Origin of the sequence: Microbacterium sp. WCS2018Hpa-9, assembly GCF_031843745.1 — a bacterium.
Taxonomy (GTDB): domain Bacteria; phylum Actinomycetota; class Actinomycetes; order Actinomycetales; family Microbacteriaceae; genus Microbacterium.
Genome location: NZ_JAVTIY010000006.1, coordinates 64,975 through 90,821 on the forward strand (window position 1 = coordinate 64,975; position 25,847 = coordinate 90,821).

Here is a 25,847-nt window from a genome sequence, read left to right on the forward strand (position 1 = left end):
AGTCGACATCAACACCAGTTCGTATTCCTTGTCTACCATTAGCATCGCTAATGTGAAGATCGACCCCGAACTCGCCGTCACCCTTGCCGCGGTCGCTGACGAAGGAACCTTCGACGCGGCATCCCGAGCGCTGGGGGTGACCCCCTCTGCGGTGAGCCAGCGGCTGAAGAGCCTCGAAGAGCAGCTCGGACGCGTGCTCGTGGTGCGCGCCAAGCCGGCGCGCCTCACAGAGGCAGGTGAGTCGGTCGTTCGACTGGCGCGGCAGATCGCCCTGCTCGAACATGACGCCCTCACCGCGCTCGGTCTCGACGACGTGAACGCGCCGCGCACCCGCATCCCTCTCGCCGTCAATGCGGACTCGATGGCGACGTGGTTCCTCAGCCCGCTGGCGAGACTCTCTGCGACGCACGAGCTCGATTTCGACCTGCATCGCGACGACCAGAACTTCACGGCCCGTCTGCTCGAGTCGGGCACCGTCATGGGGGCGGTCACCAGTGAGGCGGAACCCGTGGCCGGATGCTCCGTCTCGCCGCTCGGCGTGCTGGAGTACCACGCGATGGCCGCGCCCGCGTTCGCCCGGCGCTGGTTCGGCGACGGCGTCACGGCCGACGCTCTCGCCGCCGCGCCCTTCGTCGACTTCGATCGACGCGACACGCTTCAGCATGAGTGGCTGAGCGCCATGGGCGTCGCGCAGCACGGGGTCCCCAGGCACTACGTGCCGGCGTCGCATGATTACGCGCTCGCCGTCCGGCTGGGGCTCGGCTGGGGAATGGTGCCGCTGCTGCAGGGCGATCATGAGCTGGTGCGGCTCGGGGGACCACCGCTGCGCGTCAGCCTGTTCTGGCAGCAGTGGAATCTGCGGTCTCGGTTGCTCGACACGATCGCCACTGAGGTCGCGGTCGAGGCTCGGCGCGTGCTGTCGCACTGACGTCGTTGCGGCATCGAGAGCCGCGATCAGGAGCGAACGGCCCGGTGTGGGTCTTGACCTTCCCTCCTGCGCACATCGTCGACCAGCCGATCGGTTGGAGAGTCGCATAGACGTTTCGTCGGTCCAGAACTCAAGAAATGTCCAAATGTGGCGAAGTGGCACTTGTTATGCGGCATTCGATGGACAAAACTGACCCCAACCACGACGAACACGCTGATGCAGGCCCCGGAGGCGGCCATTCCCAGATGTCTGCGGTTCGCGAATCCTGAGGGGGATGTCATGGCTGAGAAAGACACACAACGCAAGGTTCTGGCAGTTCTGGCCGGTGGGCTGGTGCTCGGCGTCGGGATCGGGGTGACGCTCGCAGCCTGGAACGATTCGGAGTTCGCGACCGGCACCTTCACTGCAGGCTCGTTCAACCTGGAGGGCTCGACGACGAGCGCCGCCGCCGGTTACGACGACCACAACGTCGACCTGGGGCAGACTGCAGCCGCGCTCGTCTTCGAGCTGCCCGCTGTCGCATCGTCGATGTCGCCGGGCGACGTCGTGTACGCGCCGTTCTGGGTGCGCCTCGACAGCACGACCACGAACAGTGCCACGCTCGTCCCGTCGGGGATCACCGCGGGAACAGGGGGCAACGAGGCGAACCTCTCGTACACCGTCACGGCGATCGATCCGGGTGACGCGTGCGATGCCACCGCTGCAGGAACGGTGGTCGCGACGGGAGCGACACTCAGCGCTCAGACCGGAGCCACCTCCGTTCCGCTCGCCGAGGGCACGCCGACAGGCACCGCAGGAACGCCCGTTCAGCTGTGCTTCGCCGTGACCGCCGGTACTGGTCTCACGCAGGGTGCGACGGCGATCGCGACATGGGAGTTCACGGCCACCTCGACTGCGGACTGATCATGGCCGACACCCGCAGAGGCATGCGGGAGGGGAAGCGACTGCTCTCCCGTCGGATACGCGCCGTGCTCGCGGGCGGCCTGGTGTTCGGCGTCGGTGCGACGATGACCCTCGCCGCCTGGAACGATTCCGAGCACGGCAACGCGACCTTCACCGCGGGGCGCTTCGACGTCGTGGGCGCGACCGACGGCACGACGTTCTCGAGCCATCCGGTCGGCACTCCGGCAGCATTGTCGTTCAGTGCTCCGTTCTCGGCCATGGCACCAGGCAACACCGTGTACTCGCTGTTCAGCGTGCGCACCGCGAACCCGTCTGTCGCGGGAACGCTGCAGCTCAGCGTGACCTCGACGGCGGGAACAGGTCTCGGCACCTATCTCCGTTACGGCGTGCGCTCGATCACCGGGACGACGTGCAACGGCACCACCTACGCGGCAGGGACTGCGGTCGTGCCCGACAACTCTGCGATGTCGGTCGGCGGCACAGGGACCCAGGCGGTGGCGGCGAACGGCGGGACGACCGTGAACTACTGCTTCGCGGTCACGCTGCCGGCTGCGACCGACAACGGTGCGCAGGGGCTGACGGCGATCCAGACCTGGCAGGTCGTCGGCACCTCGAGCTGATGCGTGGGAAAGATACGGATGACGTCTGAGGAGGAACGATGAGCGCACCGACGAGGCGGAGCCTGCGCCAGCAGGCGGTGGCCATCGACGAGTCGCCCTCCGCGCCCGCAGCGTGGGCATCCGTCCCGACGCGTTCGGCTCGACGAGGTCTCGGGCGCCTGCTCGCCGACGCCCTCCTCTGGCTCGCGGCCATCGCCGGAGTCGCGTGCATGGTGCTGGTGGTCGTCGCGCTCACCGCGAACATCACGCTCATCATGTTCCGCACCGGATCCATGGCGCCGACCATTCCGGCAGGGTCCGTCGCGGTCGTCCAGAGCGTCACGGCCTCGCAGGTGCAGGTCGGCGACGTCGTCACCGTCGATCGGGAGGGAAACCTGCCGGTCACTCACCGCATCACCTCGATCGCCACAGGAGCGAACGAGGGCGAGCGTGTGATCACGATGCGGGGCGACGCCAATGCGGCAGACGACCCCTACCCGTACACCGTGCAGTCGGTGCGAGTCGTGCTGTTCTCCGTGCCGGGCATCGCCACCGTGATCGTCGCCATGGGCAACCCCTACGTGCTCGGCGGACTCACGCTCGGCGCGACGGCCCTGGTGATGTGGGCGTTCTGGCCGCGCTCGCCGAAGGATCGTCGCCCGCGGACCGAGACAGCGGGGATCGGCCGATGAACCGGCGGGCGGTATGCGCGACGGTCGCCTCGGCGGTCGTGTTCGGAGCGTGTCTCGCAGCGGGGCCCGCATGGGCGGCGCCGTCGACGCAGGTCGTGCAAGGAGAGGTTCTTCGGCTGGTCTCGGTCGCCGACTGGGACGCCGCGTCGAGCCTGCTGCCAGGGCAGCCGGTGCAGTGGGACGTGACGGTGAGTGCGGAGGCGGCGGATCCGGGCGTCGTTGCGGTGGGCGTGAGCGCGAACGGAGATGCCGCGCTCGTGACCGACGTGCTCCGTTGCGGGCAGGAGTGGGGAGAGAGCGGGTGCCCGGGGGGCCCGACCATGCTCGAGTCCGGCTGGCCGATTCCCCGAGACGGCTCGGAGGTGGAGCTTCTCGAGATGGCTGACACGGAGGTCGCGCACCTGAGGCTCGTCATCTCTGTCGCAGGTGACGACGCCGGGAGCACGCAGGTGTGGTTGCATGCGCGCGGCGCGGGGGAGTCGGCCGTGATCGGCCCGGACGGCGGGCTCGCGACGACCGGACTCTCACCGCTCGCGCCCTGGACCATCGGCGCAGCCATCGCCATGGGCGCCGTCGGAACGCTGCTGCTCGTCGCAGCCCGCCGCCGCGCCGTCGGCGAGAGGGAGGGCAGGCCATGACCGGTCGACGCGGGCGGCGTGTCCTCGCCGGCGTCGCGGGGGCAGCGCTTCTGCTGGGCATCGGCATGGCGCCGACGGTTCAGATGACCGAGGCCGCGTTCACCGACGACGACTACGCGAGGACGACCATCACCGCGTTCAAGGTTCCCGCACCGACGATCATCGCCTGCGGGGTCACGAACAACGGGCTCGGAATCTTCCAGAGCGTCAGGCTCGACTGGACGTCGCCCTACCCTGCGACCGGAACCAGACTCACGCTCACCCAGGGCGCGACGACAGCCGTGGTGCCCGCCTCGAACATCACCACGACCGGACCCGCCGCCGGTCTCTACACGCACTCGGCGGTGCTCACGCAGGCCCTGCTGACCAGCCTCATCTCCAACCTGCTCGGCAGCACGACGACGATGACGGCGACGAACCTGCTGGCGGGTACGACGTGGGTGTCGGCGGGATCGTCACGCCAGCTGTCCATCGCGTTGCTCGGACTCAACGCGTCCTGTACGTGAGATCGGAAGGGACGAGCGGGCTCAGTCGGCGAGAGCGAGCGCGCGGAAGGCGTCGCGCTCGCGAAGGTGCTCACGGCGACTCGCGGCGGCGGCAGCCGCGGCATCCGCGATGCGCGTCGGCACCTGCATGCCGGTGGTTCGTCGGTACAGCTCGTCGATGAGGTCGGTGGCGAGGCCGATGAGCTTCGCGATCTCGCGGTCGTCGCGGTCGATCCAGACGCAGCGGGGCTCGTCGTGGATAGGAGCGAAGTCGACGTGCTCCTCCCAGACGAACAGGGTGCGCTCGGCGCCGAGCACGTGCTGCTGCCACCAGATCTGGCGGAGGTAGGTGCGGGGGATGCCGCGGAACGGCTTGTTCGTGGTCTTGATCTCGGCGAGTTTGACACGGCCGTCTGCATCGACGGCGATGCCGTCGGGTGTCGCGAGGTGGCGATGCTCGACCTCGGCGCGGAACAGGGCGGACGAAGGCAGGATGCCGTGCGTCGCCGCCACCCAGGCGGCGATCTCGGGCTCGCGACGTCGCCCGTGATCGGTGTAGGCGTTGCCTCCGAAGCGGGGTCCACCGCCGAGCTTCGAGTCGGCCGCGCGTGCGATCGACCTCTCGCTCGTGAGTCCGGCGACGTCCGTGGCGGTGATGCCGCGCGAGCGTGCCCTCATCCAGGCCACGCGGTCGCGGGAGTCCGCGACGATGCGAGCTTGGAGTTCGGGAGTCACCTATCGAGCCTAACCCCGGCCGCCGACTCTCCCTCTCGCACACGCCGCTTCGCGGCATCCCTCGGACGCTCTCCGGGGCAGGGGAGCATCAGGGGAGGGTCAGGCGGGCGCGGGCCAGCCCTCGGGGCCGGAGGATCCGGCGACGTAGTCGTCGAGCGGTACTTCATTCCGCCGCCATGCCTCGAGGATCGGGGCCACGATGCGCCAGGACTGTTCCGCGGCGTCTCCGCGCACTGCCAGCATGGGATCGCCGTCCAGGACGCCGGAGAGGACCTCGGCGTAGGCCTTGAGCGCGCCTTCGCCGAGCTCGGCCGACAAGGTCGCCCGCTCGAGCTCGAACGGGTCGTCTGACGCGTTGAGGTTCAGTTCGAGCGACATCCGGTCGGGTCCCAGAGAGAACCGCAGGACTGCGCCGTCCGATGTGCCCGTGAGCCCCCGTGGCAGGTGGCGCACCGGACGGAAGCGCACGACGATCTCCCTGGCAGGCGTTCCGAGGGCTTTGCCCGAGCGGAGCCGGAACGGGATCCCCGCCCACCGGGCATTGCGCACCTCGAACGTCGCCTCGGCGAGCGTCTCGGTCTGGCGGTCGGGATCGACCCCCGGCTCGTCGACGTACGACGGCTTCGCCGCGCCGTCGATCTCTCCTGCGGTGTATCGGGCTCGGCGGGACGACGCCGCGGGGTCATCGCCCCACACCGTCGTCGCGCGCAGCACCGCGCCGGTCGCGGCGCGGAAGTCGATCTCGTCGAGAGTGGCAGGCTCCTCCATCGCGAGCACGGCGAGCACCTGCAGCAGGTGGCTCTGGATCATGTCGACCAGCGCGCCTGCCTTGTCGTAGTAGCCCGCGCGACCCTCCAACGCCAGCGATTCGTCGTAGACGATGTCGACCGACTCGATGCTCTCGGCAGACCAGAGCGGTGCGAGGACGCGGTTCGCGAACCGCGCCCCGAGCAGATTCAGTGTGGTCGAGCGGCCCAGGAAGTGGTCGACCCGGAACACCTGGCTCTCGGGGACGAGCGCGGTCAACGTCCGATTCAGCTCGCGAGCGCTCTCCTCGTCCGTACCGAACGGCTTCTCCATGACGAGCATCGCGCCCGCAGGCAGCATGTCGGGAGTGAGCGTCGCGACAGATGCCGCGGCCACGGCGGGCGGCACGGCGAAGTAGAGCGCGACCCGCCCGGTGCAGTCCTTCAACAGTGCGCGGAGGTCGTCCGGATGTGTGATGTCGATCCGCCTGTACGTCACGTCCACGCGGGACGCGGCGTCCTCGGCATCCATCGACGCGAACGACGCGCGGACGACGGACTCGAGATCATCGTCGGTCCACTCCTCGCGGTCGGCGCCGACGATGCGCACCGCGCGGGAGGGCTCCCGCGTCAGCAGCTGTCCCAGCGCGGGGAGGAGGAGCCGGGCGGTGAGGTCGCCGCCGGCCCCGAGGATCACCAGCGTCGTCGCATCGGTCATGGTCTCACCGTAACCGCTCCGCCCGCCCGACCGGCACTCGTGCGAGAATCGGGCGATGCCCGCTCCCATCGAGGACTACGCCCTGCTCAGCGACTGCCGCACCGGCGCGCTCGTCTCGAAGGAGGGCAGCATCGACTGGCTCTGCCTCCCTCGCTTCGATGCGCCGTCGCTGTTCGGAGCGCTGCTCGGAGAGGCGCGTAACGGATGCTGGAGCCTGCGACCGCTCGATGCGAAGGCGACTCCTCGGCGGCACTACGTGTCGGACACGTTCATCCTCGTCACGCGTTGGGAGACGGCAGGCGGCATCGCAGAGGTGCAGGAGTTCATGCCGCTGCATCCGTCGCGCAGCGACGTCGTGCGTCGGATCGTCGGCATCACGGGTCAGGTCGAGTTCGTCACCGAGCTGCGGCTGCACTTCGACTACTCCCGTAGGCTCCCGTGGGTGCGTCAGGTGGGTACGAGCGAGGAGCCGGCGCTGCACGCGACGGCCGGACCCGAATCGGTGATCGTGCGCGGAGTGCGGCTCGTCGCCGAGGACCACCGGCACCGGGCGACGGTCACGGTCGCGGCGGATGACGTCCGTGACCTGACTCTCAGCTGGTTCCCCTCGCACGAGCATCACCCGGCACCGCTCGACGTCGACGACGCGATCGCCGCCACGCGAGCGTGGTGGCAGGGCTGGGCGAGCGGCATCCAGCACGACGGTGCCTACCGTGGCGAGGTCGTGCGGTCGCTGCTCGTGCTGCGGGCGCTCACGAACAAGGACACCGGTGGCATCGTGGCCGCGGCGACCACGTCGCTCCCCGAGGAGTTCGGCGGCTCGCGAAACTGGGACTACCGCTTCGTCTGGCTGCGGGACGCCGCTCTGACGCTCGAGGTGCTCATCGCCCATGGATTCCTCACCGAAGCGCACCACTGGCGTCGATGGCTGCTCCGAGCCGTCGCCGGGGAGCCGAACGAGGTGCAGATCATGTACGGGATCGCCGGGGAGCGCGACCTCATCGAGCGCGAGCTCACGAGCCTGCCCGGCTACGGAGGGGCGGCGCCGGTGCGGATCGGCAACGGCGCGGTCGACCAGTACCAGGGAGATGTGATCGGCGAGGTGCTCGTCGCACTCGAGTGCGCCAGGATCGCGGGCCTCGAAGAGGGCGACTTCTCGTGGCCCCTGCAGCGGGCGCTCATCGAGCAGGTGATCGCGTCCATCGAGCGCCCGGACAACGGCATCTGGGAGATCAGAGGCGAGCCGCAGTGGTTCACGCACTCCCGGGTCATGATGTGGGCTGCGCTCGACCGCGGCGTCCGCGCCGTTCGCGAGCACGGCCTCCCGGGCGACGCCGATCGGTGGCAGGCGGTGCGCGACGGGCTGCGGCGCGAGATTGACGAGCGCGGAGTCGACGCAGACCACGGGTACTTCGTCCAGCACTACGGCTCGATCGAGGTCGATGCCTCGCTGCTCGTGCTGCCGCAGGTCGGCTACTGCGCCCCCGACGATCCGCGGATGCTCCGCACGGTGGAGCAGATCGAGCGCACGCTGCTCACGGACGGATTCCTTCGGCGCTACCGGACGGAGTCCGGCGTCGACGGACTCGACGGGGGAGAGCATCCCTTCATCGCCTGCAGCTTCTGGCTTGTCGAGCAGTACGCGACGAGCGGGCGCGGCGACGAGGCCCGAGAGCTGATGGCGCGCGTCGTCGGGATGGCGAACGACCTCGGCCTGCTGTCCGAAGAGTACGACGTCGCGAACGCGCGGCAGGCGGGCAACACCCCGCAGGCGCTCTCGCATCTGAGTCTCATCCGCGCGGCCGACGCGCTCGCCGGCCACGGAGGGCGCGCAGCCCATCGACGCTGACCCAGCCGGATTTGGGTGCAGAGGGTCGATGGGGTAACCTTGGATCAACCGAAGACCGCTGGTCATCGTCATGCGTGCGAACGCGAGACGATCGAAGCTCTGCTCAGCAGGGGCCCGCGCAGGACACGAACTTTCAAAGCTCCGTGCGCTTGCGCCGGAGCTTTTCTGTTGCATGCGGTCAGGGGTCGGTGCCTCACCGCCGTGAGGCGCCTCGTACACACCAAGGAGTGACCATGGCGCAGAAGGACGCATCGGTCGCCGAGCTCACGAAGTCATTCGAGAACTCGACTGCCGTTCTGCTGACCGAGTACCGCGGTCTGACGGTTGCCCAGCTCAAGGAGCTGCGCAACAGCATCCGTCAGGACGCTGAGTACGCCGTGGTGAAGAACACGCTGACCAAGATCGCCGCCAACAAGGCTGGCATCACCGCGCTGGACGACGACCTCAAGGGTCCGTCTGCCGTCGCGTTCGTGCACGGTGACTTCGTCGCCACTGCCAAGGCTCTTCGTGACTTCGCCAAGGCCAACCCGCTTCTCGTGATCAAGTCGGGCATCTTCGAGGGCAACGCCCTCTCTGCCGACGAGGTCAACAAGTACGCCGCGCTCGAGAGCCGTGAGGTTCTGCTGGCGAAGGCTGCGGGCATGATGAAGGCCACGATGGGCAAGGCTGCCGCCACCATCGATGCTCTTCGCGAAAAGCTGGAGACCGCTGAGGCCGCGTAAGCGACCTGCGATCTCGTTCAACAAACCCAAACATCTAGGAGATACATCATGGCTAAGCTCACCACTGAGGAGCTGCTCGAGCAGTTCGCAGGCCTGACCCTCGTCGAGCTCAACGACTTCGTCAAGGCGTTCGAGGAGAAGTTCGAGGTCACCGCTGCTGCCCCCGTCGCCGTTGCAGGCGCAGGCGGCGGCGCTGCTGAAGAGGTTGAGGAGAAGGACTCCTTCGACGTCATCCTCGAGGCTGCCGGCGACAAGAAGATCCAGGTCATCAAGACCGTCCGCGAGCTCACCTCGCTGGGTCTCGGCGAGGCCAAGGCTGTCGTCGACGGTGCTCCCAAGGCCGTGCTCGAGGGCGCGAACAAGGAAGCCGCCGAGAAGGCAAAGGCTGCTCTCGAAGAGGCAGGCGCCACGGTTACCCTCAAGTAATCCGTTCCAGGTCGCGGCGCATGCGCCTCGCCCTGGATGCGTCTGAATGCTTCACGAAAGCCCCGGGTTCGCCCGGGGCTTTCGTGCGTCCGGGGTCGGTGTGCGAGCCCGGAGCAGAGGGAGCGGGGTCGCTGGTCAGCGTCGGCCCGCGGTGGAACTGCGCACGACCAGCGCGGATGCCGTCACGGTGCGCTCCCGTGGCGAGTCCGGGTGATCTATCTGCTGCCGCAGCAGACGCACGGCCTCGTGCCCCTGCTCTCGCGGTGACTGCTTGATGGTGGTGAGCGCGAACATCTCGGCGTGCTGGTGGTCGTCGACACCGACGATGCTGAGCTCTGTGGGGACGGCGATCCCCAGGCGTCGGGCTGCGATCATCGCTCCGATCGCCGCCTCGTCGCACACGCCGACGAGCGCGGTGGGTCGCCCCCTGCGGTCGCCGAGAAGCTCGACGGCGGCGGCGTAGCCGCCGGGCATCGTCGGGCGCGCGTCCGCGATCCTGGCGATGGCCTCGAGGCCCGCCGCAGCGAGTGCCTCGAGATATCCCTCGACGCGCTGGGCATCGCCGAAGCTGAGGTCGTCCGGATCCGAGGATCCGCCGACGAAGGCGATATCGGTGTGGCCGAGCTCGATGAGGTGCTCGGTGGCGATGCGAGCGGCGGCGACGTCATCGATCGACACCGCGCTCGACCCTTCGCTGTAGGGGCCGACACTGACGAGCGGCCGCTCTGAGCGGTGCAGGCGCTCGAGCTCCTGTGCGCTCGGCTGGATGCCGACGGCGATGATCCCGTCGAACCGTCGGCCGGGCAGCACCGTGTCGAAGAGTCGCTCGCGAGTCTCGCTGCCCTCGCGGATGCCGTACAGGGCGAGCTCGTAGTCGAGAGCGAACAGAGACTCCTGGATGCCGGCGAGCAGCTCGGAGAAGTACCAGCGGTCGACCGGGGGCATGATGACGCCGACGGTCTGCGTGCGCCCCGTGGCGAGACTCGTCGCAGAGGAGTGCGCGACGTAGGCGAGTTCATCGGCGGCATCGGCGACCCTCTGACGGGTGCTTTCCGAGACGTATCCGCGTCCGCTGAGCGCTCGGCTCGCCGTCGCCTTCGACACGCCTGCGCGCGCGGCGACGTCCGCGATCGTGCTCATCGGTCCTCCTCGACCATGCCTTCGACGCGAGCCCCCGCCCCACGCCGATGACAGCGTAACCGTTCGAAGGCAGGAAAGGAACCGGTTCCACACGAATAACGAGGGAGCGCTCCCACGCCCGCGAGTCGGACATCGCGAAAGGTTGCGAGCTTGTGATCCTGGCTTATTGTGCCGCGGCGCTGCACCCCGATAGGTTGTCCTGGAATCGGTTCCCGATTCTGCGCCAGGGGCGGCGTGGATCCAGGGGAACCGCACAACTCGAAGAGGAGAATTCACATGGGTCTGTCACAGCGTTCCCGGCGCTACGCGCCAATCGCTCTGCTGGGGGTCGCGGGTATCGCGCTTGCCGGCTGTGGTGCTCCCGGCGGCACGGACGGCGGAAGCGAGGGCGGCGGCGAAGGAGACAACACCGTCACCATCTACGGCACGATCGTCGAGGGAGAAGCAGAACTCCTCGCGGAGTCCTGGGCGGACTTCGAAGAAGAGAATGACATCACCATCAAGTACGAGGGCAGCCAGGACTTCGAGACGCAGCTCGGCACCCGCGCACAGGGCGGCAACCCGCCCGACATCGCGATCTTCCCGCAGCCGGGCCTGTTCGCGGACTACGCGTCGCGCGACCTGCTGAAGCCGGCGCCTGAGGCGGTCAAGGCGAACGCCGAGGAGTACTGGACTGAGGGCTGGGTCGAGTTCGGCACGTACGACGGCACCTTCTACGGCGCGCCGCTGATGGCCAGCGTCAAGGGCTGGATCTGGTACTCGCCGACGAAGTTCGCCGAGTGGGGCGTCGAAGAGCCGACGACCTGGGACGAGCTTCTCGCCCTCACCGAGACGATCAAGACCGCGAGCGGCAAGGCTCCCTGGTGCGCCGGCTTCGAATCGGGCGTCGCGACCGGGTGGCCCGGCACCGACTGGATCGAGGACCTGGTGCTCCGCAACGCGGGCCCCGATGTGTATGACCAGTGGGTCAAGAACGAGATCCCGTTCACCGACCCCCAGATCAAGGAGGCCTTCGACGCGACCGGTGAGATTCTGCTCAACCCGGAGTACGTCAACGCTGGCTTCGGCGACGTGCGCTCGATCAACTCGACCGCGTTCGGTGATGTGGCGGCGCAGGTCGCCAGCGGCGAGTGCGCGCTGACCCACCAGGCGTCGTTCCTCTCGGGCTTCTACCCCGAGGGCACGAACTTCGCCGAAGACGGAGACGTCTGGGCGTTCCTGACGCCGAGCCAGAACGCGGACGAGACGCTCATCACCGGTGGTGGCGAGATCGTCGGCGCGTTCAGCGACGACGAGGCGACGCAGAAGGTGCTCGAGTACCTGTCGAGCCCCGAGTGGGCGGACAGCCGCCTCGCTCTCGGCGGGGTGACGTCGGCTAACAAGGGCGTGAACCTCGATGTGGTCGAGGATCCCATCCTGCAGGAGTCGATCAAGCTGCTCCAGGACGACTCGATCACGTTCCGCTTCGACGGTTCCGACCAGATGCCCGGAGCTGTCGGCTCGGGAACCTTCTGGAAGGGCATCGTCGCCTGGGTGAATGGCACCTCGACCGATGAGGTGCTGACCCAAATCGAGACCGGCTGGCCTTCCAGCTGATCGGATGAGGTGGGCCGCCCCGATGGGCGGCCCACCGTCTCGTACTCGGTCCGCGCATCGCCGCGCGGACCGCTGATCAGCTCCGCCTCATGAAGGGGAATCCATGAACGCGACTGTGTTCTTCCAATGGATCGGGTCTCTGCCCCCGATCGCCCAGGCTCTCGCCGTCGTCCTCGCCTTCGCGGTGGTCGTCGTCGTCATCCTGCTTCTCGTCGACATCGCGCCGCGAAAAGGCGCGCTCTACACCGGCATCCGTCTCGCGATGTGCCTGCTCATCCCGTTCGCGGTGATGTGGTTCTTCAACTCCTATTACTGGGCGATGGGAGTCGCGGTCGCCGTCGGCGCCCTCTTCTTCTTCCTGGACTACCGCTCGCGCGACGGCGTGGGGTACCTGATCCAGCTCGTCGCCTTCATGGCCCCGGCGCTCCTGCTGCTTCTGGCAGGTCTCATCCTTCCGTCGATCCAGACCGTGTATGCGTCGTTCTGGAACTCGACGGGCAGCGACTTCGTCGGCTTCTCCAACTACCTGTGGATCTTCACGCAGTCCGACGGTGTCACCTCGGTAGTGAACACGATCGTCTGGGTGCTGCTGGTGCCGACGCTGTCGACGATCGTCGGTCTCGCCTACGCGGTCTTCATCGACAAGACCCGCGGTGAGAAGATCTACAAGCTGCTGGTCTTCATGCCGATGGCGATCTCGTTCGTCGGTGCGAGCATCATCTGGCGGTTCGTCTACGCCTACCGCGGACCCGAGTTCGAGCAGATCGGTCTGCTCAACCAGATCCTGGTCTGGTTCGGCGGTGAGCCGCAGCAGTTCCTGCTGAACAATCCGTGGAACAACCTGGCCCTCATCGTCGTGCTGATCTGGGTGCAGACCGGTTTCGCGATGGTCGTGCTCTCGGCATCCATCAAGGGAGTTCCCACCGAGCTTCTCGAGGCGGCCGAGCTCGACGGCGCGAACGCCTGGGAACGCTTCCGCTCGGTGACGATCCCCTCGATCAGGCCGGCGCTCATCGTCGTGCTGACCACGATCTCGATCGCCTCGCTGAAGGTCTTCGACATCGTGCGCACGATGACCGGTGGAAACTACGGCACATCGGTGCTGGCGAACGAGATGTACACCCAGTTCTCCAAGTTCGAGGCGGGTCGCAGCGCTGCGCTCTCCGTCATCCTGTTCATCCTGGTGCTGCCGATCGTCATCTACAACGCGCGCCAGATCAAGAAGCAGCGGGAGATCCGATGACCGACACAGTGAAGTCAGACACCGGCGCCAACAGCACGAGAGCGATCACGACCGCCGGACGCTTCGAGGCTTCGGCAGGCCGCGCGCGCAAGCGCCTCAGCCGTCCGTGGGCGACGGTCGCCTCGATCGTCATCGCCGTGGTGTGGACCATCCCGACGCTCGGGCTGTTCATCTCGTCGTTCCGTGAGAGGGACGCGATCGAGACCACAGGGTGGTGGACCTTCTTCACCAACCCGCAGTTCACCCTCGACAACTACGTGGCAGTGCTGCAGTCCGGCACCACGCAGCTGACCATCCTCGAGTCGTTCTTCAACTCGATCGTGATCACGATCCCGGCCACGCTCATCCCGCTGATGATCGCGGCGATGGCGGCATACGCGTTCTCGTGGATCGAGTTCAAGGGGCGCAACGCGCTGTTCATCTTCGTGTTCGCGCTGCAGATCGTGCCGATCCAGATGGCGCTGGTTCCGCTGCTGTCGTCGTTCTCGCGGGGCATCAACCTGTTCGGCGTGCAGGTGACGCAGGGTCTCGACGTCGCCGGCGGCTACGCCCAGGTCTGGATCGCCCACACGATGTTCGCGCTGCCGCTGGCGATCTACCTGCTGCACAACTTCATGTCGGAGATCCCCGGCGAGATCATCGAGGCCGCACGCGTCGACGGTGCATCCCGTGGCCAGATCTTCTTCCGGATCGTGCTGCCGCTGACGATGCCGGCGATCGCGTCGGTGGCGATCTTCCAGTTCCTGTGGGTCTGGAACGACCTGCTCGTCGCCCTGGTGTTCGCCGACGGCGCCGCCTCGCCGATCACGAAGGTGCTGGCCGAGATCACCGGTCGCGGCGAGGGCTGGTACCTGCTGACCGCAGGCGCGTTCGTGTCGATCATCGTTCCGCTGATCGTGTTCTTCTCGCTCCAGCGGTACTTCGTGCGAGGACTCCTGGCGGGTTCCACGAAGGGCTGATCGGCTCCGCACGACAGGTCGAGCACACGATGCCGCGATCGGGCGCAACACAGCCCCGGTCGCGGCATCGTCGCACGTACGCTGTGAACATGAAGTACGCAGACTCCATCGTCGATCTCGTCGGCGACACGCCCCTCGTGAAGCTCCAGCACGTCACCGAGGGTGTCGCGTGCACGGTGCTCGTGAAGCTGGAGTACCTCAACCCCGGCGGCTCGGCGAAGGATCGCATCGCCTCGCGGATCATCGATGCGGCCGAGGCCTCGGGTGACCTGCAGCCGGGGGGCACCATCGTCGAGCCCACGAGCGGCAACACCGGCGTCGGTCTCGCGCTGGTCGCCCAGCAGCGCGGGTACAAATGCGTCTTCGTGCTGCCCGACAAGGTCGGAGAAGACAAGATCGACGTGCTCCGCGCCTACGGCGCCGAGGTGGTCGTGACGCCGACCTCGGTCGCGGCCGACAGCCCGGAGTCGTACTACAGCGTCAGCGATCGGCTCGCCCGAGAGATCCCCGGAGCGTTCAAGCCGAACCAGTACGAGAATCCCAACGGGCCACGCAGCCACTACGAGACCACCGGCCCCGAGATCTGGCGCGACACCGACGGCCTTGTCACGCACTTCGTCGCCGGCGTCGGAACGGGTGGCACGATCACGGGTACCGGCCGCTATCTGCGCGAGGTGTCGGAAGACCGCGTGCGCATCGTGGGAATCGACCCCGAGGGCAGCGTCTACAGCGGCGGCACCGGACGCCCGTATCTGGTCGAGGGGGTCGGCGAGGACATCTGGCCCGGCGCCTACGACCCGACGGTTCCGCACGAGATCGTCGCGGTCGACGACGCCGAGTCGTTCGCGATGACCCGGCGGCTCGCGCGCGAAGAGGGAATCCTCGTCGGCGGATCCAGCGGCATGGCCGTGGTCGGCGCCCTGCGGGTCGCTCGCGATCTGCCGGCGGATGCCGTGATGGTGGTGCTGCTGCCGGACGGCGGGCGCGGATACCTCAGCAAGATCTTCAACGACGGCTGGATGCGCTCCTACGGCTTCAGCGAGGTCGAGGAGGGCGAGACCGTGTCGGACGTGCTGACCGCCCGCACCGCGCGTCTGGGGGAGGGGATCCCCGATCTCGTGCACGCGCACCCGTCCGACACGGTGCTCGAGGCGATCGGCATGATGACCGAGTACGACGTCTCGCAGCTCGTGGTTCTGAGCGCAGAGCCTCCCGTGATGATGGGCGAGGTCGTCGGCACGGTCGACGAGAAGGGTCTGCTCGACCTGCTGTTCCGCGGCGACGCCAAGCCTGCGGATGCCGTGGGGGAGCATGTGGGTGAGCGGCTGCCGCTCATCGGCATCCATGCCCCTCTCGCGCAGGCGCGGGCCGCTCTCGCCGACGCCGACGCGCTGCTCGTCACACTCGACGGTAAGCCGCACACGGTGCTCACCCGGCAGGATCTGCTGTCGTACCTGTCGCGCTGACGCCCGGCGTAACAGGGGCGGCTGCCGCCCCCGGGGCGGACGTAGGCTGAGGAGCATGTCAGAGCATGCCTTCGCCACCCGAGCCATCCACGCAGGTCAGGCACCCGACCCGACCACGGGGTCGATCATCCCGCCGATCTATCAGGCGTCCACCCACGTGCAGGACGGCATCGGCGGGTTCCGCGACGGCTACGAGTACAACCGCGCCGGAAACCCGACGCGCTCGTCGCTCGAGACGCAGCTCGCGGCGCTCGAGGGCGGCGCGAACGCGCTGTCGTTCGCGTCGGGGCTCTCTGCCGAGGACGCGCTGCTGCGCGGCATCCTGAAGCCCGGCGACCATGTCGTGCTCGGCAACGACGTCTACGGCGGCACCTATCGCCTGCTCACGAAGGTGCTGGCGCCCTGGGGCATCGAGACCACGACGGTCGAGCTGTCTGACGTCGACGAGCTCCGCGCGGCGATCCGCCCCGAGACGAAGATCGTCTGGGTCGAGACGCCCAGCAACCCGCTGCTGAAGATCGTGGACATCGCGCTCATCGCCGAGATCGCGCACGCGGCCGGTGCCATCGCGGTCGTCGACAACACCTTCGCCTCTCCGGCGCTGCAGCAGCCGCTCTCGCTCGGCGCCGACCTCGTCGTGCACTCCACCACCAAGTACCTCGGCGGGCACTCCGACGTCCTCGGCGGCGCCGTGGTCTTCGGCGATGACCGCTTCTTCGAGCAGATCAAGTTCCAGCAGTTCGCGGTCGGTGCCGTCTCTGCCCCGCTCGACGCCTGGCTCACGACCCGCGGCATCAAGACGCTCGCGGTGCGGGTGCGCCAGCACTCCGAGAACGCGCAGGCCATCGCCGAGTGGGCCACGGCGCGCCCCGAGTTCGCGACCGTCTACTATCCGGGACTCGCCTCGCACCCGGGGCACGACGTCGCCACACGGCAGATGAGCGGCTTCGGCGGGATGCTGTCGCTCGGCCTCTCGGCGGGTGCGAATGCCGCGAAGGCGTTCGCCGAGTCGACCCGGCTCTTCCAGCTCGCCGAGTCGCTCGGCGGCGTCGAGTCGCTCATCGGCTACCCGCCGGACATGACCCACGCCTCGGTGCGGGGCACCGCGCTCGCCGTGCCCGAGAACGTCGTGCGCCTGTCGGTGGGCATCGAGGGCGTCGACGACCTCATCGCAGATCTCGAGCAGGGGCTCGCGCGCCTCCGCTGATCACCGGCTCGTCCGGCGGTCGGCCGGTCGGGTCGGCCGTTTTGTCGAGTGTGACGACAGATGCATGCTCAGAACACGGATGCAGGCTGAGACCACGGGTTTCGGCCTGCATCCGTCCTCTCGCCATGCAGGTGTGTGCTGGCGGGCTGTAACATGGACTCTTCGCCCAGTTCGAATCGATTCGACGTCGTTCGCCGATTCGGTCGCCCTTGCGATGTGAACACATCCCCTCGAGCGCATACTCCTCGAACAGACCCCTAGATCTCCGGAAGGACCGTCGTGCCCGACGCTCCACGCACTGACTCCATCTCGACGACCCCCGCTCCCGAGCGGACGGCCACCGGCAGCATCCGCATCCCGTCGGCGACGGGCGCGATCCGCACCCTCGGGTCGAACCCTGCCACGGCGCCGATCATGCTGCACCCGGGCGATTCGATCTCGAACGGCCGCCGCGCGCTCTACATCGTGCTGCTCGGGGCTCTCACCGCCCTCGGACCGTTCACGATCGACCTGTATCTGCCGGCTTTCCCGGTGCTCGAGCAGGACTTCGAGACCACGGCCGCGGCGATCCAGCTGACCCTCACAGGCACGATGATCGGCTTCGCGCTGGGTCAGCTCGTCGTGGGGCCGCTCAGCGACAAGGTGGGGCGGCGCATTCCGCTGATCGTCGTCACCGCCCTGCACGTGCTGGCCAGCGTCGCCGCCGCCTACGCCCCGACTCTTCCGCTGCTGAGCGGCGCTCGCGTGCTCATGGGCGTGGGGGCGGCCGCCGGTGGCGTCGTCGCGATGGCGATCGTGCGCGATCTGTTCGGCGGTCGCCGTCTGGTCGTGATGCTGTCGAGGCTCGCGCTGGTATCGGGAGTCGCCCCGGTGATCGCGCCGCTGATCGGCTCGTGGCTGCTCACATTCATGCCGTGGCGCGGCATCTTCGTCGTGCTCGCCCTCTACGGCGTGGTGATGCTCGTGTCGACCGTGGTGTTCGTCCCCGAGACGCTGCCGATCGCGCGTCGCCAGGAGAAGGGCGGCGCCACAGTCATGCAGCGCTACCGCTCGGTGTTCTCCGACCGCGTCTTCATCGGTGTGCTGATCATCGGCGGAATGACGTTCTCGGGCCTGTTCTCGTATCTGTCGGCATCGCCGTTCCTGTTCCAGCAGACCCACGGACTGGATGCGCAGCAGTACGGCCTGCTGTTCGCGGTCAACTCGCTCGGCGTCGTGGCCGGCGTTCAGACGGCCTCGCGTCTCGCCGCACGATTCGGTCCGCAGTGGGTCATGGCGTACTCCACTGCGGTGCTGCTGCTCGCGGGAATCGCGATCATCGTGACCGACCAGCTGGGCCTCGGGCTCTGGGGCACCGTCATCCCGCTGTTCTTCTTCATGACGGCCTGCGGCTTCACGTTCCCGAACGTGCAGGTGCTCGCCCTCGACAGGCACGGCAAGGCTGCGGGCACGGCGGCATCGGTCATCGGCGCCACGAACTTCGGCGTCGCAGGACTCATCTCGCCGGTCGTCGGATGGATCTCGCACGGCACCGGAATCACCGCCACGAGCATGGCATCGGTCATGGTCGGCTGCGCCGCGATCGGCATCCTCTCGCTGTGGTTGATCGTGCGTCCGCGGACTGTCGGCATGCTGGCTCCCTGATTTTCAGCTTCCGACCGGCAGAATGGTTCGATGAGATCACGAACGCTGCTGTGGTGGGGAATAGGGATGCTCGTCGCGGCGACGCTTCTCGGAGCGGCGATCGTGTTCGGGTACACCGAGCCGCCGGGATTCGACACCTGGTGGAATGACACGGTCAGCGCGTCGCGCTCCGACTGGATGCTGTCGTTCGCACTGCTGCTCGATCACATCGGCGGCGGCTGGATCGCGATCCTCCTCGTGCCGATGCTGGTGATCATCGCGCTCCTGATCGCGCGGCGATGGCAGGCGGCCGTGTTCGCCGCCGTGGCGTTCCTCGTGAGCGCCGGCGCGGTGCAGCTGCTCAAGCACCTGTTCGGCCGGGCACGCCCGGAGGACATGATCGTGGCGAGCGACTTCGGTTCATTCCCTTCGGGGCATGCGGCCAATGCAGCGACGATCGCGATGGTGCTGTGGCTCGTATTCCCGCGGGTGTGGACAGCGATTCTCGGGGTCGCGTGGGTCGTCGCGATGGCGATCTCTCGCACCCTGCTCTCGGTGCACTGGGCCACAGACACGCTCGGCGGGGCGCTGGTCGGGGCCGGCGTCGTGCTGGTGCTCGGGGCGTGGCTGCTGCCGTGGGTGACCCGGTCGCGGCGGGATGATCCGGCGCTCACCTCGGTAGGCTGACAGCTCACCCCCACTCATCGAGGAGCAGCAGTGTCGCGCATCCGTCCGTATCGACCGACCGACCGTGATGCCCTCTACGAGGTATGCGTGAGGACAGCGGATGCCGGCGCAGACGCGACCGGTCTGTTCACCGATGACTCGCTCTGGGGCGACCTGTTCGCGGTGCCGTATGCCGAACGGCATCCCGACCTCGCCTGGGTCGTCGAGACCGATGATGAGCGCGTGATCGGCTACATCGTGGCGACCGACGACACGGACGCCTTCGCGACCTGGTTCCGCGACGAGTGGTGGCCGACGCTGCAGAACCGGTATCCGCAGCCCGCCGAGCCGACGACCCGCGAAGAGCGGGTGATCGAGCACGGCTACGCCCAGGCTCCGGGGAAGGACATGAACGCCGCGGAGTACCCCGCTCACCTGCACATCGATCTGCTCCCAGAGACGCAGGGGCAGGGGCTCGGACGGCAGCTCATCGAGACGCTGTTCGCCGAGCTCACCCGCCGCGGAGTGCGCGGGCTGCACCTGGGCATGGACCCGAACAACACCGGAGCCGCCGCCTTCTACGAGCGCCTCGGCATGACGCCGCTGCCCGCAGAACCGGGTGGGCAGAGCTTCGGCGTGAAGTTCGTCTGATCTGCAGACCATCCGCTGTGATCGGTCGGTGACGGCGGGACTCCGGTGCTCGCTTCGCTCGCTCCTCCCCGAATCCCCAATGCTCGATAAGAAGCACGAAGGGCCCCCGCTGGCGCGGAGACCCTTCGTGCTTTTTGGCGGTGACGGCGGGACTCCGATCCTCGCTTCGCTCGGTTCTCCCCGAATCCCCAGTGCTCGATAAAAAGATCAAGGGCCCCCGCTGGCGCGGAGACCCTTGATCTTTTTGGCGGTGACGGCGGGATTCGAACCCGCGGTTGCTTGCACAACACACGCTTTCCAAGCGTGCTCCTTCGGCCGCTCGGACACGTCACCAAGGAACAACCTGAACAGTCTATCCGATCGGGTGGGGCGCCCTTGACCAGGCCGTGAGACCAGCAGTGACCCAGCTGTTGATCGACCGGTATGCGATCGGTTCGAGCCTTGCGCCGCCGCTGCAATCGAATCTAGCCTCGAACGTAGACACTCTGAAGTCAAAGAAGCGCATATGCAGGGCACGCGAATGCTCGGTGAGCGCAGCCGACCGCATCGGTCGGCGAACTCGTCTCGGAAGGACGTTCATGGCGATAGACCCATCGGCACCCGTGACCAGCACTCCTGTTCGCGCCGCGTTGCGCCTGGCGCACTCGCGTGCGCTCGCAGACATGGGGCTCGACGCGATCGGTCGTGCTCGCTTCGGATGGCGCGACCGATCGATCGGCTCAGCTGTCGAACGTGCCGGCTCGTCGTACTGGCTGCGGGTCGTCTGGGCTCGACGCGAATGGGCGCGAAGCACGTGGTGGGCCGGAAACCAGGATGCATCGATGATCACGGGCGTCGAGAAGCCACGCATGATCGATGCACGGGCCTGGGAGGACGGCCCGCTGCTGTATCGGGCCGATCTCATGAGCCTGCTCCCCGGCCGAGCGTGCGCTCCGACCTCCGTGCTCGAAAGGACGCCCGGTTTGGACGAGACGTGGTGGAACAGCCTCGAGCGCAATCTCGATGCGATCGCGGCGACCCCGACGGAGCGCACCGTGCTCGATCCCGAGATCATGCGCCGCAGGGTCGGAGTCTTCTTCGGGATCGACCTCGAGGTCGATCCGAGCGACTGGGTGGCGAGTCATGGTGACCTGCACTGGAACAATCTCCATCGCGAGCCCTTCGCGCTGGCCGACTGGGAGTCCTGGGGCCTCGCCCCTCGCGGCTACGATCCGGCCTTCCTGCTGGGGCACTCGCTGGCTGTCCCGCACGTGGCCGATCAGATCGCACGACGCTTCCGCAGTGACCTCGAGACCGAGAGCGGCATCTTCTCCCAGCTGTACGTCATGACGAAGCTGCTCACGCGGGCCGACGCGGGAGAGCACGGGGGGCTCGTGCCCGCAGTGCATCGACACGTCGGACGACTTCTCGGCACCAGAGTCCCCCTCGGGCGCCGGGCGCCCGCTCGCGCGACGTAAAATCGCTGGGTGGCAACACCCAAGATCGTCCTCTTCTATGTCTTCACCCCGCTCGCCGATCCGGACGCGATCCGGGTGTGGCAGCGCGACCTCGGCGAAGCGCTCGGGCTGCGTGGCCGGCTCCTGATCTCGAAGGACGGAGTCAACGGCACTCTGGGCGGCGACCTGCCGGCGCTCAAGAAATGGGCGAGGTCGTTCCGGTCCTACGCTCCGTTCTCTGATGCGGACATCAAGTGGAGCGAGGGCACCGGCGTCGACGCCGATGGTCGCAGTCTCGACTTTCCGAAGCTCAGCGTCAAAGTGCGCGACGAGATCGTGTCGTTCGGGGCGCCGGGCGAGCTGCGCGTCGATGAGCAGGGCGTCGTCGGAGGCGGCACCCGGCTCACACCCGAGCAACTGCATGAGCTGATGGGGGAGCGCGGCGACGACGTCGTCTTCTTCGACGGCCGCAACGCGCTCGAAGCGCAGATCGGTCGCTTCCGAGGAGCCGTCGTTCCCGACACGGAGACCACACGCGACTTCGTGCAGCTGCTCGACTCTGGAGCATACGACGACCTCAAGGGCAAGCCGGTCGTCACCTACTGCACCGGCGGCATCCGCTGCGAGGTGCTGTCGAGCCTGATGACCGCGCGCGGGTTCGGCGAGGTGTACCAGCTCGAAGGCGGCATCGTCCGCTACGGCGAGCAGTACGGCGATGACGGCCTGTGGGAGGGCTCGCTCTACGTGTTCGACAAGCGCGGATCCGTCGACTTCTCAGATCATGCGGCCGTGATCGGCGAGTGCGTCGGATGCGGCACGGCTACCAAGCGCACGGCGAACTGCCCCGATCTGGCATGCCGCACCCAGTTCGTCGTCTGCGAATCCTGCGACGCCGTGCGCTGCGACCTGCACGCGGCTTGATCCCATCGGGGTGCGCCTCGCCAGGCCGTGACGCGACGAGCTCAGGTCAGCAGGGGCACGTCGGTGCGTCGGCTCGCGAAGAGCGATCGCGGAAGCAGGAACGCGTGCACCCTCGTCCACCTGTCGACGCTGCGTCGCAGCTGAGCGGTCACCTCGACGAGGGCCGCATCGAGATCTCGCGTCGCGTTCGCCGAGGGGCGCGCATAGCTGGCCTGTTCGACCGCGGCGACGAGCACCCGCATGGCTTCGGCATCCACTCGGCTGTCCCTGACGAGATCGTCGCCGCGCATGCGCGGCGTCTCGGCATCCGACAGCGGTACGCGGAGATCCTGCATCGTCGCTCGCAGCTCTGTCCAGGCCGACCCCGCGTCACCGCGACGTGCGCGCCCGCGTCGCGCGACGCGCAGCGCGAGTCGAGCGAATGCGGGCAGCAGCAGCACCACCAGCACGCCGAGCGTCGTCAGCATGACGGGGGTGGGGTTCAATCTCCGGAGCTCTCCGGTCGCCCCCGCGTTGTCGCCCGCGTCTTCACGCTCGAGCTCCGGCCCCGAGGTCTGCTCGGTGCTGGGGGCGGCCGTCGGAGCCGGTGTGGCGGCGCCGCCCGATCCGCCGCCTGCGGTCGCCGCGGCGCTGAAGGCCGTGGGAACCCCGAGCGACGCTGTCGGCTCGAAGGGAACCCAGCCGACGCCGGGGAAGAGAACCTCGGGCCACGAGTGCAGCTGGTCGCTGGAGACCGAATACACCGCTTCGTCGCCACGCGTGGTCTCTGTCAGCGCACCGGGCAGATAGCCGACGACGATGCGCACCTCCATGTCGAGGCTCTCGGCCATGAGCGCGAACGCGCCGGCGAAGTGGATGCAGTACCCCGACCGCACATCGAGGAACCGCGCGACCGCATCGGCGCCGGTGCCGTCGAAACCCTCATCGACCGGGGTCTCCAGCGAGTAGGCGAACTGACTCCGGAACCACGACTGCAACGCGATCAGCCGGTCGTAGTCGTTCGTGGCGTCAGCGGTGACGTCGGCCGCCGTGTCGCCGATCACCTCCGGCAGCTCGACAGGCTCCGTGTCGGGGTCGACGATCGGCGACGAGGCGGGGAGCGCTCGGATCTGCTCGAGAGTCGGCGACACCTCGAGCGATCGCACCGTGTAGTCGTTGCCGACGGCATCCCCGCTGCGAGAGGCGATAGTGCGGTTCTCGGGGCTCACCCTCCAGGTCGACGGGAGACCCTGCACACTCGTGGCGGGGTAGGGCACGGGAAGCCAGGAACTCGACATCCGGATCACCCTGATGGAGGTGTTCTGGTCGGTGGTCTCGATGTCGTCTGCCCACTCGGCGGGGCCGAAACCTTCGCTCTGCGCCTGCAGGTCGCCGCGATCCGGCTCCCACACGCGGCCGTTGAACGCCGACAGCGTCGTGAGCCGCAGGTAGGGCGCGGTGTCCGCCGTCGTCGCCAACGTGAGCACCTCGACCGGGTTCGGCTGCCGCAGGTCATCGCCGAGCCGCAGTGACGCATCGACGGTGACGCCGGTGCCTGTACCTGCGAGGCTCGCCGAGACCGGCAGGATCGGTGCGATGATGACGGTCGCCGCGAGCGCCGCGACTCCGACGCCCGCGGCGACAGCCACAGACGTGCGCCGGGGCGAATCGGGGTTCTGGGCCGCCGTGTACCGCAGCAGGGCGAGGATCAGGATGCCGAGCATCACGAACCAGACGACGTTGACTCCGCCGAGGGTGACGATCATGGGCACGGATCCCACGACTGCCGTGAGAAGGCTGGCGAGGATCGCTCCGCGTTGCGCGACCAGCTGGTCGAGCAGGACGGCGACGACGCCGAAGCCGATGCCCATCACGGCTTCGAGTCCGGGGGAGGCAGCGATCGGCGCAGAGCCGAAGGTGATCTCCTCCCAGGCCGAGGCGGCGAGCGCCTGGAATGTGAAGAACGTCGCGTCGGTGGGGAAGACGCCGAACACCGCGGTGTCGCCCGCGACGAGCAGGATCACAGTGCCCATCACCGCGACGATCTGAACGGCGATGGTGACGAGGTCGCGCGCCCAGGCCGGACGGCCGCGCATCAAGGTGCGCGACGCCATGCCGGTGATGGCGGTTACGACGATCACCGCCAGGACTGCGAACGACCAGGTGCCCGGTTCGATGACCGACGTGAAGGGCCACATAGCGACGAGCCCGGCGGCTGCGGCCAGCACCGACGGCACGACCGTGCCGACGGGCAGCTCGTGCTCACGGTGCCACGACAGGCGGGAACCGCGCTCGGCCTTTCGCTCAGCTCGTGACATCGGTCGCTCCCCGCTGCTCGACGGGCCCGCCGATGCGGTCGGGCAGCACGTCTTCCCACGCCTCTGCGACGTCGTCGCCCAGTCGAGCGAAGCGCCAGCCGTGCTGCTCGGCTGCCGCTGCGGCACCGCGGTGCGGTGCGGTCGCGAACAGCATCGGCGCGGCAGCGCCGGATGGGCGCAGCAGGGCGGCATCCTCTTCGTCGATCTCGCCGGTGATGTAGACGAGCGGACCGGGCGGGGTGCCGCCGACGAGGGTCATGATGTCGCGGGCGTCGCCGCGCGGGCCGACCAGCGCGAGGGCGACGAGCAGACCGTCGCGGTCGTCTTCGTGACCGCGCAGGGTGCCGAGCAGAGTTCCGCTGCTGTCGATCACGTCGACGCCGTATCCCTCCTGCACCAGGTGCACGGCGACGGAGGCGCACATCGACACGGCGGTCTCGAAGGCTCGATCCTCGTCGTCGCCGGGGCGTGCCCAGCGCGCAGCGCTGCGGTCGAGGATCACGAGGGCGTCGGGGCTCGACTCCTCCTCTTCCTGGCGCACCATCAGCTGCCCGCGGTGCGCGGTCGCCCGCCAGTGGATGCGACGCATCGAGTCACCGGGGATGTAGCGTCGCGGTGACAGGTTGTCGCTGCCCTGCCCGAGTCGGCTCGACGAGGTGTGCGCGGTACCGCCGGCGGCACCGACCTTGACGCTCAGCGGCGCGAGGGTGAACACCTCGGGCACGACCGTCACGGAACGGGTCTCGCCGAACGCCTGCTCGCGCTGGGCGAGGCCGAACGGGTCGACCGTTCGCAGCACCAGCGGCCCGATCGGCCAGACGCCGCGTCGCACACCGGTGATCAGGTAGCTCAGCTGGCCCGTCTCAGACGGGTACTCGCCGGCCGAGTCGCCGGTGACCGCTGACGGGAGCACATCGCGCCAGAGACCCCGAGGCACCCGCAGTGCCCGCAGAGTGAAGCGCAGCGTGACGCGAGAGGTCTCCGAGACCGTCAGCAGGTCGGTCGAGACCTGCCGCGTGACAGAACCCGCACGGCGCGGCAGCCGCACGACGAGCACCGAGAAGGCGGTGAGCGCGAGAAGCAGGACGCCGATGTAGAGCAGGATCGGCGCGCCGATCATGTTCGCCGCTATCAGGCAGCCGAGACCGGAGAGAAGCGCACCCGTGCCCCGAAGGGTGAGGGTTCGACGGTGGGGCATGGC

The 25,847-nt window shown here is 68.1% G+C and carries 24 protein-coding genes and 1 tRNA gene; 19 read left to right on the forward strand and 6 right to left on the reverse strand.

Annotated features, from left to right (window positions below; genetic code table 11):
• Positions 1–52 precede the first annotated feature (52 nt).
• The 6 genes from RQG82_RS13305 to RQG82_RS13330 all read left to right on the forward strand — a co-directional run bounded on the left by RQG82_RS13305 (position 53) and on the right by RQG82_RS13330 (position 4,266).
• Entirely contained in the window at positions 53–928 is an 876-nt protein-coding gene (locus RQG82_RS13305; RefSeq protein WP_311259539.1) for a LysR family transcriptional regulator ArgP, read from the forward strand.
• 279 nt (positions 929–1,207) lie between these two features.
• Positions 1,208–1,831, forward strand: coding sequence for a SipW-dependent-type signal peptide-containing protein (locus tag RQG82_RS13310; RefSeq protein ID WP_311259540.1), 624 nt, complete (start codon positions 1,208–1,210; stop codon positions 1,829–1,831).
• A complete protein-coding gene (locus tag RQG82_RS13315; RefSeq protein WP_311259541.1) occupies positions 1,798–2,451 on the forward strand; it encodes a SipW-dependent-type signal peptide-containing protein in 654 nt (217 codons plus the stop codon). Before RQG82_RS13310 ends, RQG82_RS13315 begins: the two co-directional genes overlap by 34 nt.
• 38 nt (positions 2,452–2,489) lie before the next feature.
• Positions 2,490–3,122 (forward strand): signal peptidase I, encoded by a 633-nt coding sequence (locus RQG82_RS13320; RefSeq protein WP_311259542.1) that lies wholly within the window; start codon positions 2,490–2,492, stop codon positions 3,120–3,122.
• On the forward strand, positions 3,119–3,760 hold the full coding sequence (locus RQG82_RS13325) for a hypothetical protein (protein ID WP_311259543.1): 642 nt from the start codon (positions 3,119–3,121) through the stop codon (positions 3,758–3,760). The genes RQG82_RS13320 and RQG82_RS13325 overlap by 4 nt, the downstream gene beginning before the upstream one ends.
• The gene (locus RQG82_RS13330; protein ID WP_311259544.1) at positions 3,757–4,266 is read left to right on the forward strand and encodes a hypothetical protein; all 510 of its coding nucleotides are present in this window, start codon (positions 3,757–3,759) and stop codon (positions 4,264–4,266) included. The genes RQG82_RS13325 and RQG82_RS13330 overlap by 4 nt, the downstream gene beginning before the upstream one ends.
• A gap of 21 nt (positions 4,267–4,287) precedes the next feature.
• Here the strand turns inward: RQG82_RS13330 and RQG82_RS13335 are convergent, their stop codons facing one another.
• Together RQG82_RS13335 and RQG82_RS13340 are read right to left on the reverse strand one after the other, a co-directional pair.
• Positions 4,288–4,980: a YqaJ viral recombinase family protein gene (locus RQG82_RS13335; protein WP_311259545.1), complete on the reverse strand. Its 693-nt coding sequence runs from the start codon at positions 4,978–4,980 to the stop codon at positions 4,288–4,290.
• Between the two features lie 99 nt (positions 4,981–5,079).
• Positions 5,080–6,444, reverse strand: a complete 1,365-nt coding sequence (locus tag RQG82_RS13340; RefSeq protein ID WP_311259546.1) for a glucose-6-phosphate dehydrogenase — start codon at positions 6,442–6,444, stop codon at positions 5,080–5,082.
• 55 nt (positions 6,445–6,499) lie between these two features.
• On the opposite strand from RQG82_RS13340, the gene RQG82_RS13345 reads away from it, so the two are divergent.
• The 3 genes from RQG82_RS13345 to rplL all read left to right on the forward strand — a co-directional run bounded on the left by RQG82_RS13345 (position 6,500) and on the right by rplL (position 9,441).
• The gene (locus tag RQG82_RS13345; protein ID WP_311259547.1) at positions 6,500–8,293 is read left to right on the forward strand and encodes a glycoside hydrolase family 15 protein; all 1,794 of its coding nucleotides are present in this window, start codon (positions 6,500–6,502) and stop codon (positions 8,291–8,293) included.
• A 233-nt stretch (positions 8,294–8,526) separates the two neighbouring features.
• A complete protein-coding gene (gene rplJ / locus RQG82_RS13350; protein WP_053097428.1) occupies positions 8,527–9,015 on the forward strand; it encodes a 50S ribosomal protein L10 in 489 nt (162 codons plus the stop codon).
• A gap of 48 nt (positions 9,016–9,063) precedes the next feature.
• Positions 9,064–9,441, forward strand: a complete 378-nt coding sequence (rplL, locus tag RQG82_RS13355; protein ID WP_042539579.1) for a 50S ribosomal protein L7/L12 — start codon at positions 9,064–9,066, stop codon at positions 9,439–9,441.
• 135 nt (positions 9,442–9,576) lie between these two features.
• Here the strand turns inward: rplL and RQG82_RS13360 are convergent, their stop codons facing one another.
• Positions 9,577–10,581, reverse strand: coding sequence for a LacI family DNA-binding transcriptional regulator (locus tag RQG82_RS13360; protein WP_311259548.1), 1,005 nt, complete (start codon positions 10,579–10,581; stop codon positions 9,577–9,579).
• 276 nt (positions 10,582–10,857) lie between these two features.
• Between RQG82_RS13360 and RQG82_RS13365 the strand changes: the two genes are divergently transcribed.
• The 8 genes from RQG82_RS13365 to RQG82_RS13400 all read left to right on the forward strand — a co-directional run bounded on the left by RQG82_RS13365 (position 10,858) and on the right by RQG82_RS13400 (position 19,992).
• Complete coding sequence (locus RQG82_RS13365) at positions 10,858–12,177, forward strand: ABC transporter substrate-binding protein (protein WP_311259549.1); 1,320 nt, start codon at positions 10,858–10,860, stop codon at positions 12,175–12,177.
• Between the two features lie 103 nt (positions 12,178–12,280).
• Entirely contained in the window at positions 12,281–13,420 is a 1,140-nt protein-coding gene (locus RQG82_RS13370) for a sugar ABC transporter permease (protein WP_311259550.1), read from the forward strand.
• Complete coding sequence (locus RQG82_RS13375; protein WP_311259551.1) at positions 13,417–14,379, forward strand: carbohydrate ABC transporter permease; 963 nt, start codon at positions 13,417–13,419, stop codon at positions 14,377–14,379. The genes RQG82_RS13370 and RQG82_RS13375 overlap by 4 nt, the downstream gene beginning before the upstream one ends.
• Positions 14,380–14,468: 89 nt before the next feature.
• A complete protein-coding gene (locus RQG82_RS13380) occupies positions 14,469–15,845 on the forward strand; it encodes a cystathionine beta-synthase (RefSeq protein WP_311259552.1) in 1,377 nt (458 codons plus the stop codon).
• Between the two features lie 55 nt (positions 15,846–15,900).
• The gene (locus tag RQG82_RS13385) at positions 15,901–17,052 is read left to right on the forward strand and encodes a cystathionine gamma-synthase (protein WP_311259553.1); all 1,152 of its coding nucleotides are present in this window, start codon (positions 15,901–15,903) and stop codon (positions 17,050–17,052) included.
• Between the two features lie 279 nt (positions 17,053–17,331).
• Entirely contained in the window at positions 17,332–18,696 is a 1,365-nt protein-coding gene (locus RQG82_RS13390) for a multidrug effflux MFS transporter (RefSeq protein ID WP_396653625.1), read from the forward strand.
• Between the two features lie 30 nt (positions 18,697–18,726).
• Positions 18,727–19,362, forward strand: a complete 636-nt coding sequence (locus RQG82_RS13395) for a phosphatase PAP2 family protein (RefSeq protein WP_311259554.1) — start codon at positions 18,727–18,729, stop codon at positions 19,360–19,362.
• 30 nt (positions 19,363–19,392) lie between these two features.
• On the forward strand, positions 19,393–19,992 hold the full coding sequence (locus RQG82_RS13400; RefSeq protein ID WP_311259555.1) for a GNAT family N-acetyltransferase: 600 nt from the start codon (positions 19,393–19,395) through the stop codon (positions 19,990–19,992).
• 245 nt (positions 19,993–20,237) lie between these two features.
• Here the strand turns inward: RQG82_RS13400 and RQG82_RS13405 are convergent.
• Positions 20,238–20,325 (reverse strand) — tRNA-Ser (locus tag RQG82_RS13405).
• Between the two features lie 245 nt (positions 20,326–20,570).
• Between RQG82_RS13405 and RQG82_RS13410 the strand changes: the two genes are divergently transcribed.
• Positions 20,571–21,449, forward strand: coding sequence for a hypothetical protein (locus RQG82_RS13410; RefSeq protein WP_311259556.1), 879 nt, complete (start codon positions 20,571–20,573; stop codon positions 21,447–21,449).
• A 9-nt stretch (positions 21,450–21,458) separates the two neighbouring features.
• Positions 21,459–22,349, forward strand: coding sequence for a rhodanese-related sulfurtransferase (locus RQG82_RS13415; protein WP_311259557.1), 891 nt, complete (start codon positions 21,459–21,461; stop codon positions 22,347–22,349).
• 41 nt (positions 22,350–22,390) lie between these two features.
• On the opposite strand, the gene RQG82_RS13420 is transcribed toward RQG82_RS13415, so the two are convergent.
• Together RQG82_RS13420 and RQG82_RS13425 are read right to left on the reverse strand one after the other, a co-directional pair.
• On the reverse strand, positions 22,391–24,646 hold the full coding sequence (locus RQG82_RS13420) for a DUF3488 and transglutaminase-like domain-containing protein (protein WP_311259558.1): 2,256 nt from the start codon (positions 24,644–24,646) through the stop codon (positions 22,391–22,393).
• Complete coding sequence (locus tag RQG82_RS13425; protein WP_311259559.1) at positions 24,633–25,844, reverse strand: DUF58 domain-containing protein; 1,212 nt, start codon at positions 25,842–25,844, stop codon at positions 24,633–24,635. The genes RQG82_RS13420 and RQG82_RS13425 overlap by 14 nt, the downstream gene beginning before the upstream one ends.
• Positions 25,845–25,847: the final 3 nt, after the last annotated feature.

What these genes read in the sequence shown, in the direction of transcription:
- RQG82_RS13380 (WP_311259552.1), top strand. Translation starts at nt 14,469, where the DNA reads ATGAAGTACGCAGACTCCATCGTCGATCTCGTCGGCGACACGCCCCTC.
- RQG82_RS13345 (WP_311259547.1), top strand. Translation starts at nt 6,500, where the DNA reads ATGCCCGCTCCCATCGAGGACTACGCCCTGCTCAGCGACTGCCGCACC.
- RQG82_RS13410 (WP_311259556.1), top strand. Translation starts at nt 20,571, where the DNA reads ATGGCGATAGACCCATCGGCACCCGTGACCAGCACTCCTGTTCGCGCC.
- rplL (WP_042539579.1), top strand. Translation starts at nt 9,064, where the DNA reads ATGGCTAAGCTCACCACTGAGGAGCTGCTCGAGCAGTTCGCAGGCCTG.
- RQG82_RS13360 (WP_311259548.1), bottom strand. Translation starts at nt 10,581, where the DNA reads ATGAGCACGATCGCGGACGTCGCCGCGCGCGCAGGCGTGTCGAAGGCG.
- RQG82_RS13365 (WP_311259549.1), top strand. Translation starts at nt 10,858, where the DNA reads ATGGGTCTGTCACAGCGTTCCCGGCGCTACGCGCCAATCGCTCTGCTG.
- RQG82_RS13370 (WP_311259550.1), top strand. Translation starts at nt 12,281, where the DNA reads ATGAACGCGACTGTGTTCTTCCAATGGATCGGGTCTCTGCCCCCGATC.
- RQG82_RS13340 (WP_311259546.1), bottom strand. Translation starts at nt 6,444, where the DNA reads ATGACCGATGCGACGACGCTGGTGATCCTCGGGGCCGGCGGCGACCTC.
- RQG82_RS13330 (WP_311259544.1), top strand. Translation starts at nt 3,757, where the DNA reads ATGACCGGTCGACGCGGGCGGCGTGTCCTCGCCGGCGTCGCGGGGGCA.
- RQG82_RS13320 (WP_311259542.1), top strand. Translation starts at nt 2,490, where the DNA reads ATGAGCGCACCGACGAGGCGGAGCCTGCGCCAGCAGGCGGTGGCCATC.
- RQG82_RS13420 (WP_311259558.1), bottom strand. Translation starts at nt 24,646, where the DNA reads ATGTCACGAGCTGAGCGAAAGGCCGAGCGCGGTTCCCGCCTGTCGTGG.
- RQG82_RS13325 (WP_311259543.1), top strand. Translation starts at nt 3,119, where the DNA reads ATGAACCGGCGGGCGGTATGCGCGACGGTCGCCTCGGCGGTCGTGTTC.
- RQG82_RS13375 (WP_311259551.1), top strand. Translation starts at nt 13,417, where the DNA reads ATGACCGACACAGTGAAGTCAGACACCGGCGCCAACAGCACGAGAGCG.
- RQG82_RS13395 (WP_311259554.1), top strand. Translation starts at nt 18,727, where the DNA reads ATGAGATCACGAACGCTGCTGTGGTGGGGAATAGGGATGCTCGTCGCG.
- RQG82_RS13425 (WP_311259559.1), bottom strand. Translation starts at nt 25,844, where the DNA reads ATGCCCCACCGTCGAACCCTCACCCTTCGGGGCACGGGTGCGCTTCTC.
- RQG82_RS13385 (WP_311259553.1), top strand. Translation starts at nt 15,901, where the DNA reads ATGTCAGAGCATGCCTTCGCCACCCGAGCCATCCACGCAGGTCAGGCA.
- RQG82_RS13310 (WP_311259540.1), top strand. Translation starts at nt 1,208, where the DNA reads ATGGCTGAGAAAGACACACAACGCAAGGTTCTGGCAGTTCTGGCCGGT.
- RQG82_RS13315 (WP_311259541.1), top strand. Translation starts at nt 1,798, where the DNA reads ATGGGAGTTCACGGCCACCTCGACTGCGGACTGATCATGGCCGACACC.
- rplJ (WP_053097428.1), top strand. Translation starts at nt 8,527, where the DNA reads ATGGCGCAGAAGGACGCATCGGTCGCCGAGCTCACGAAGTCATTCGAG.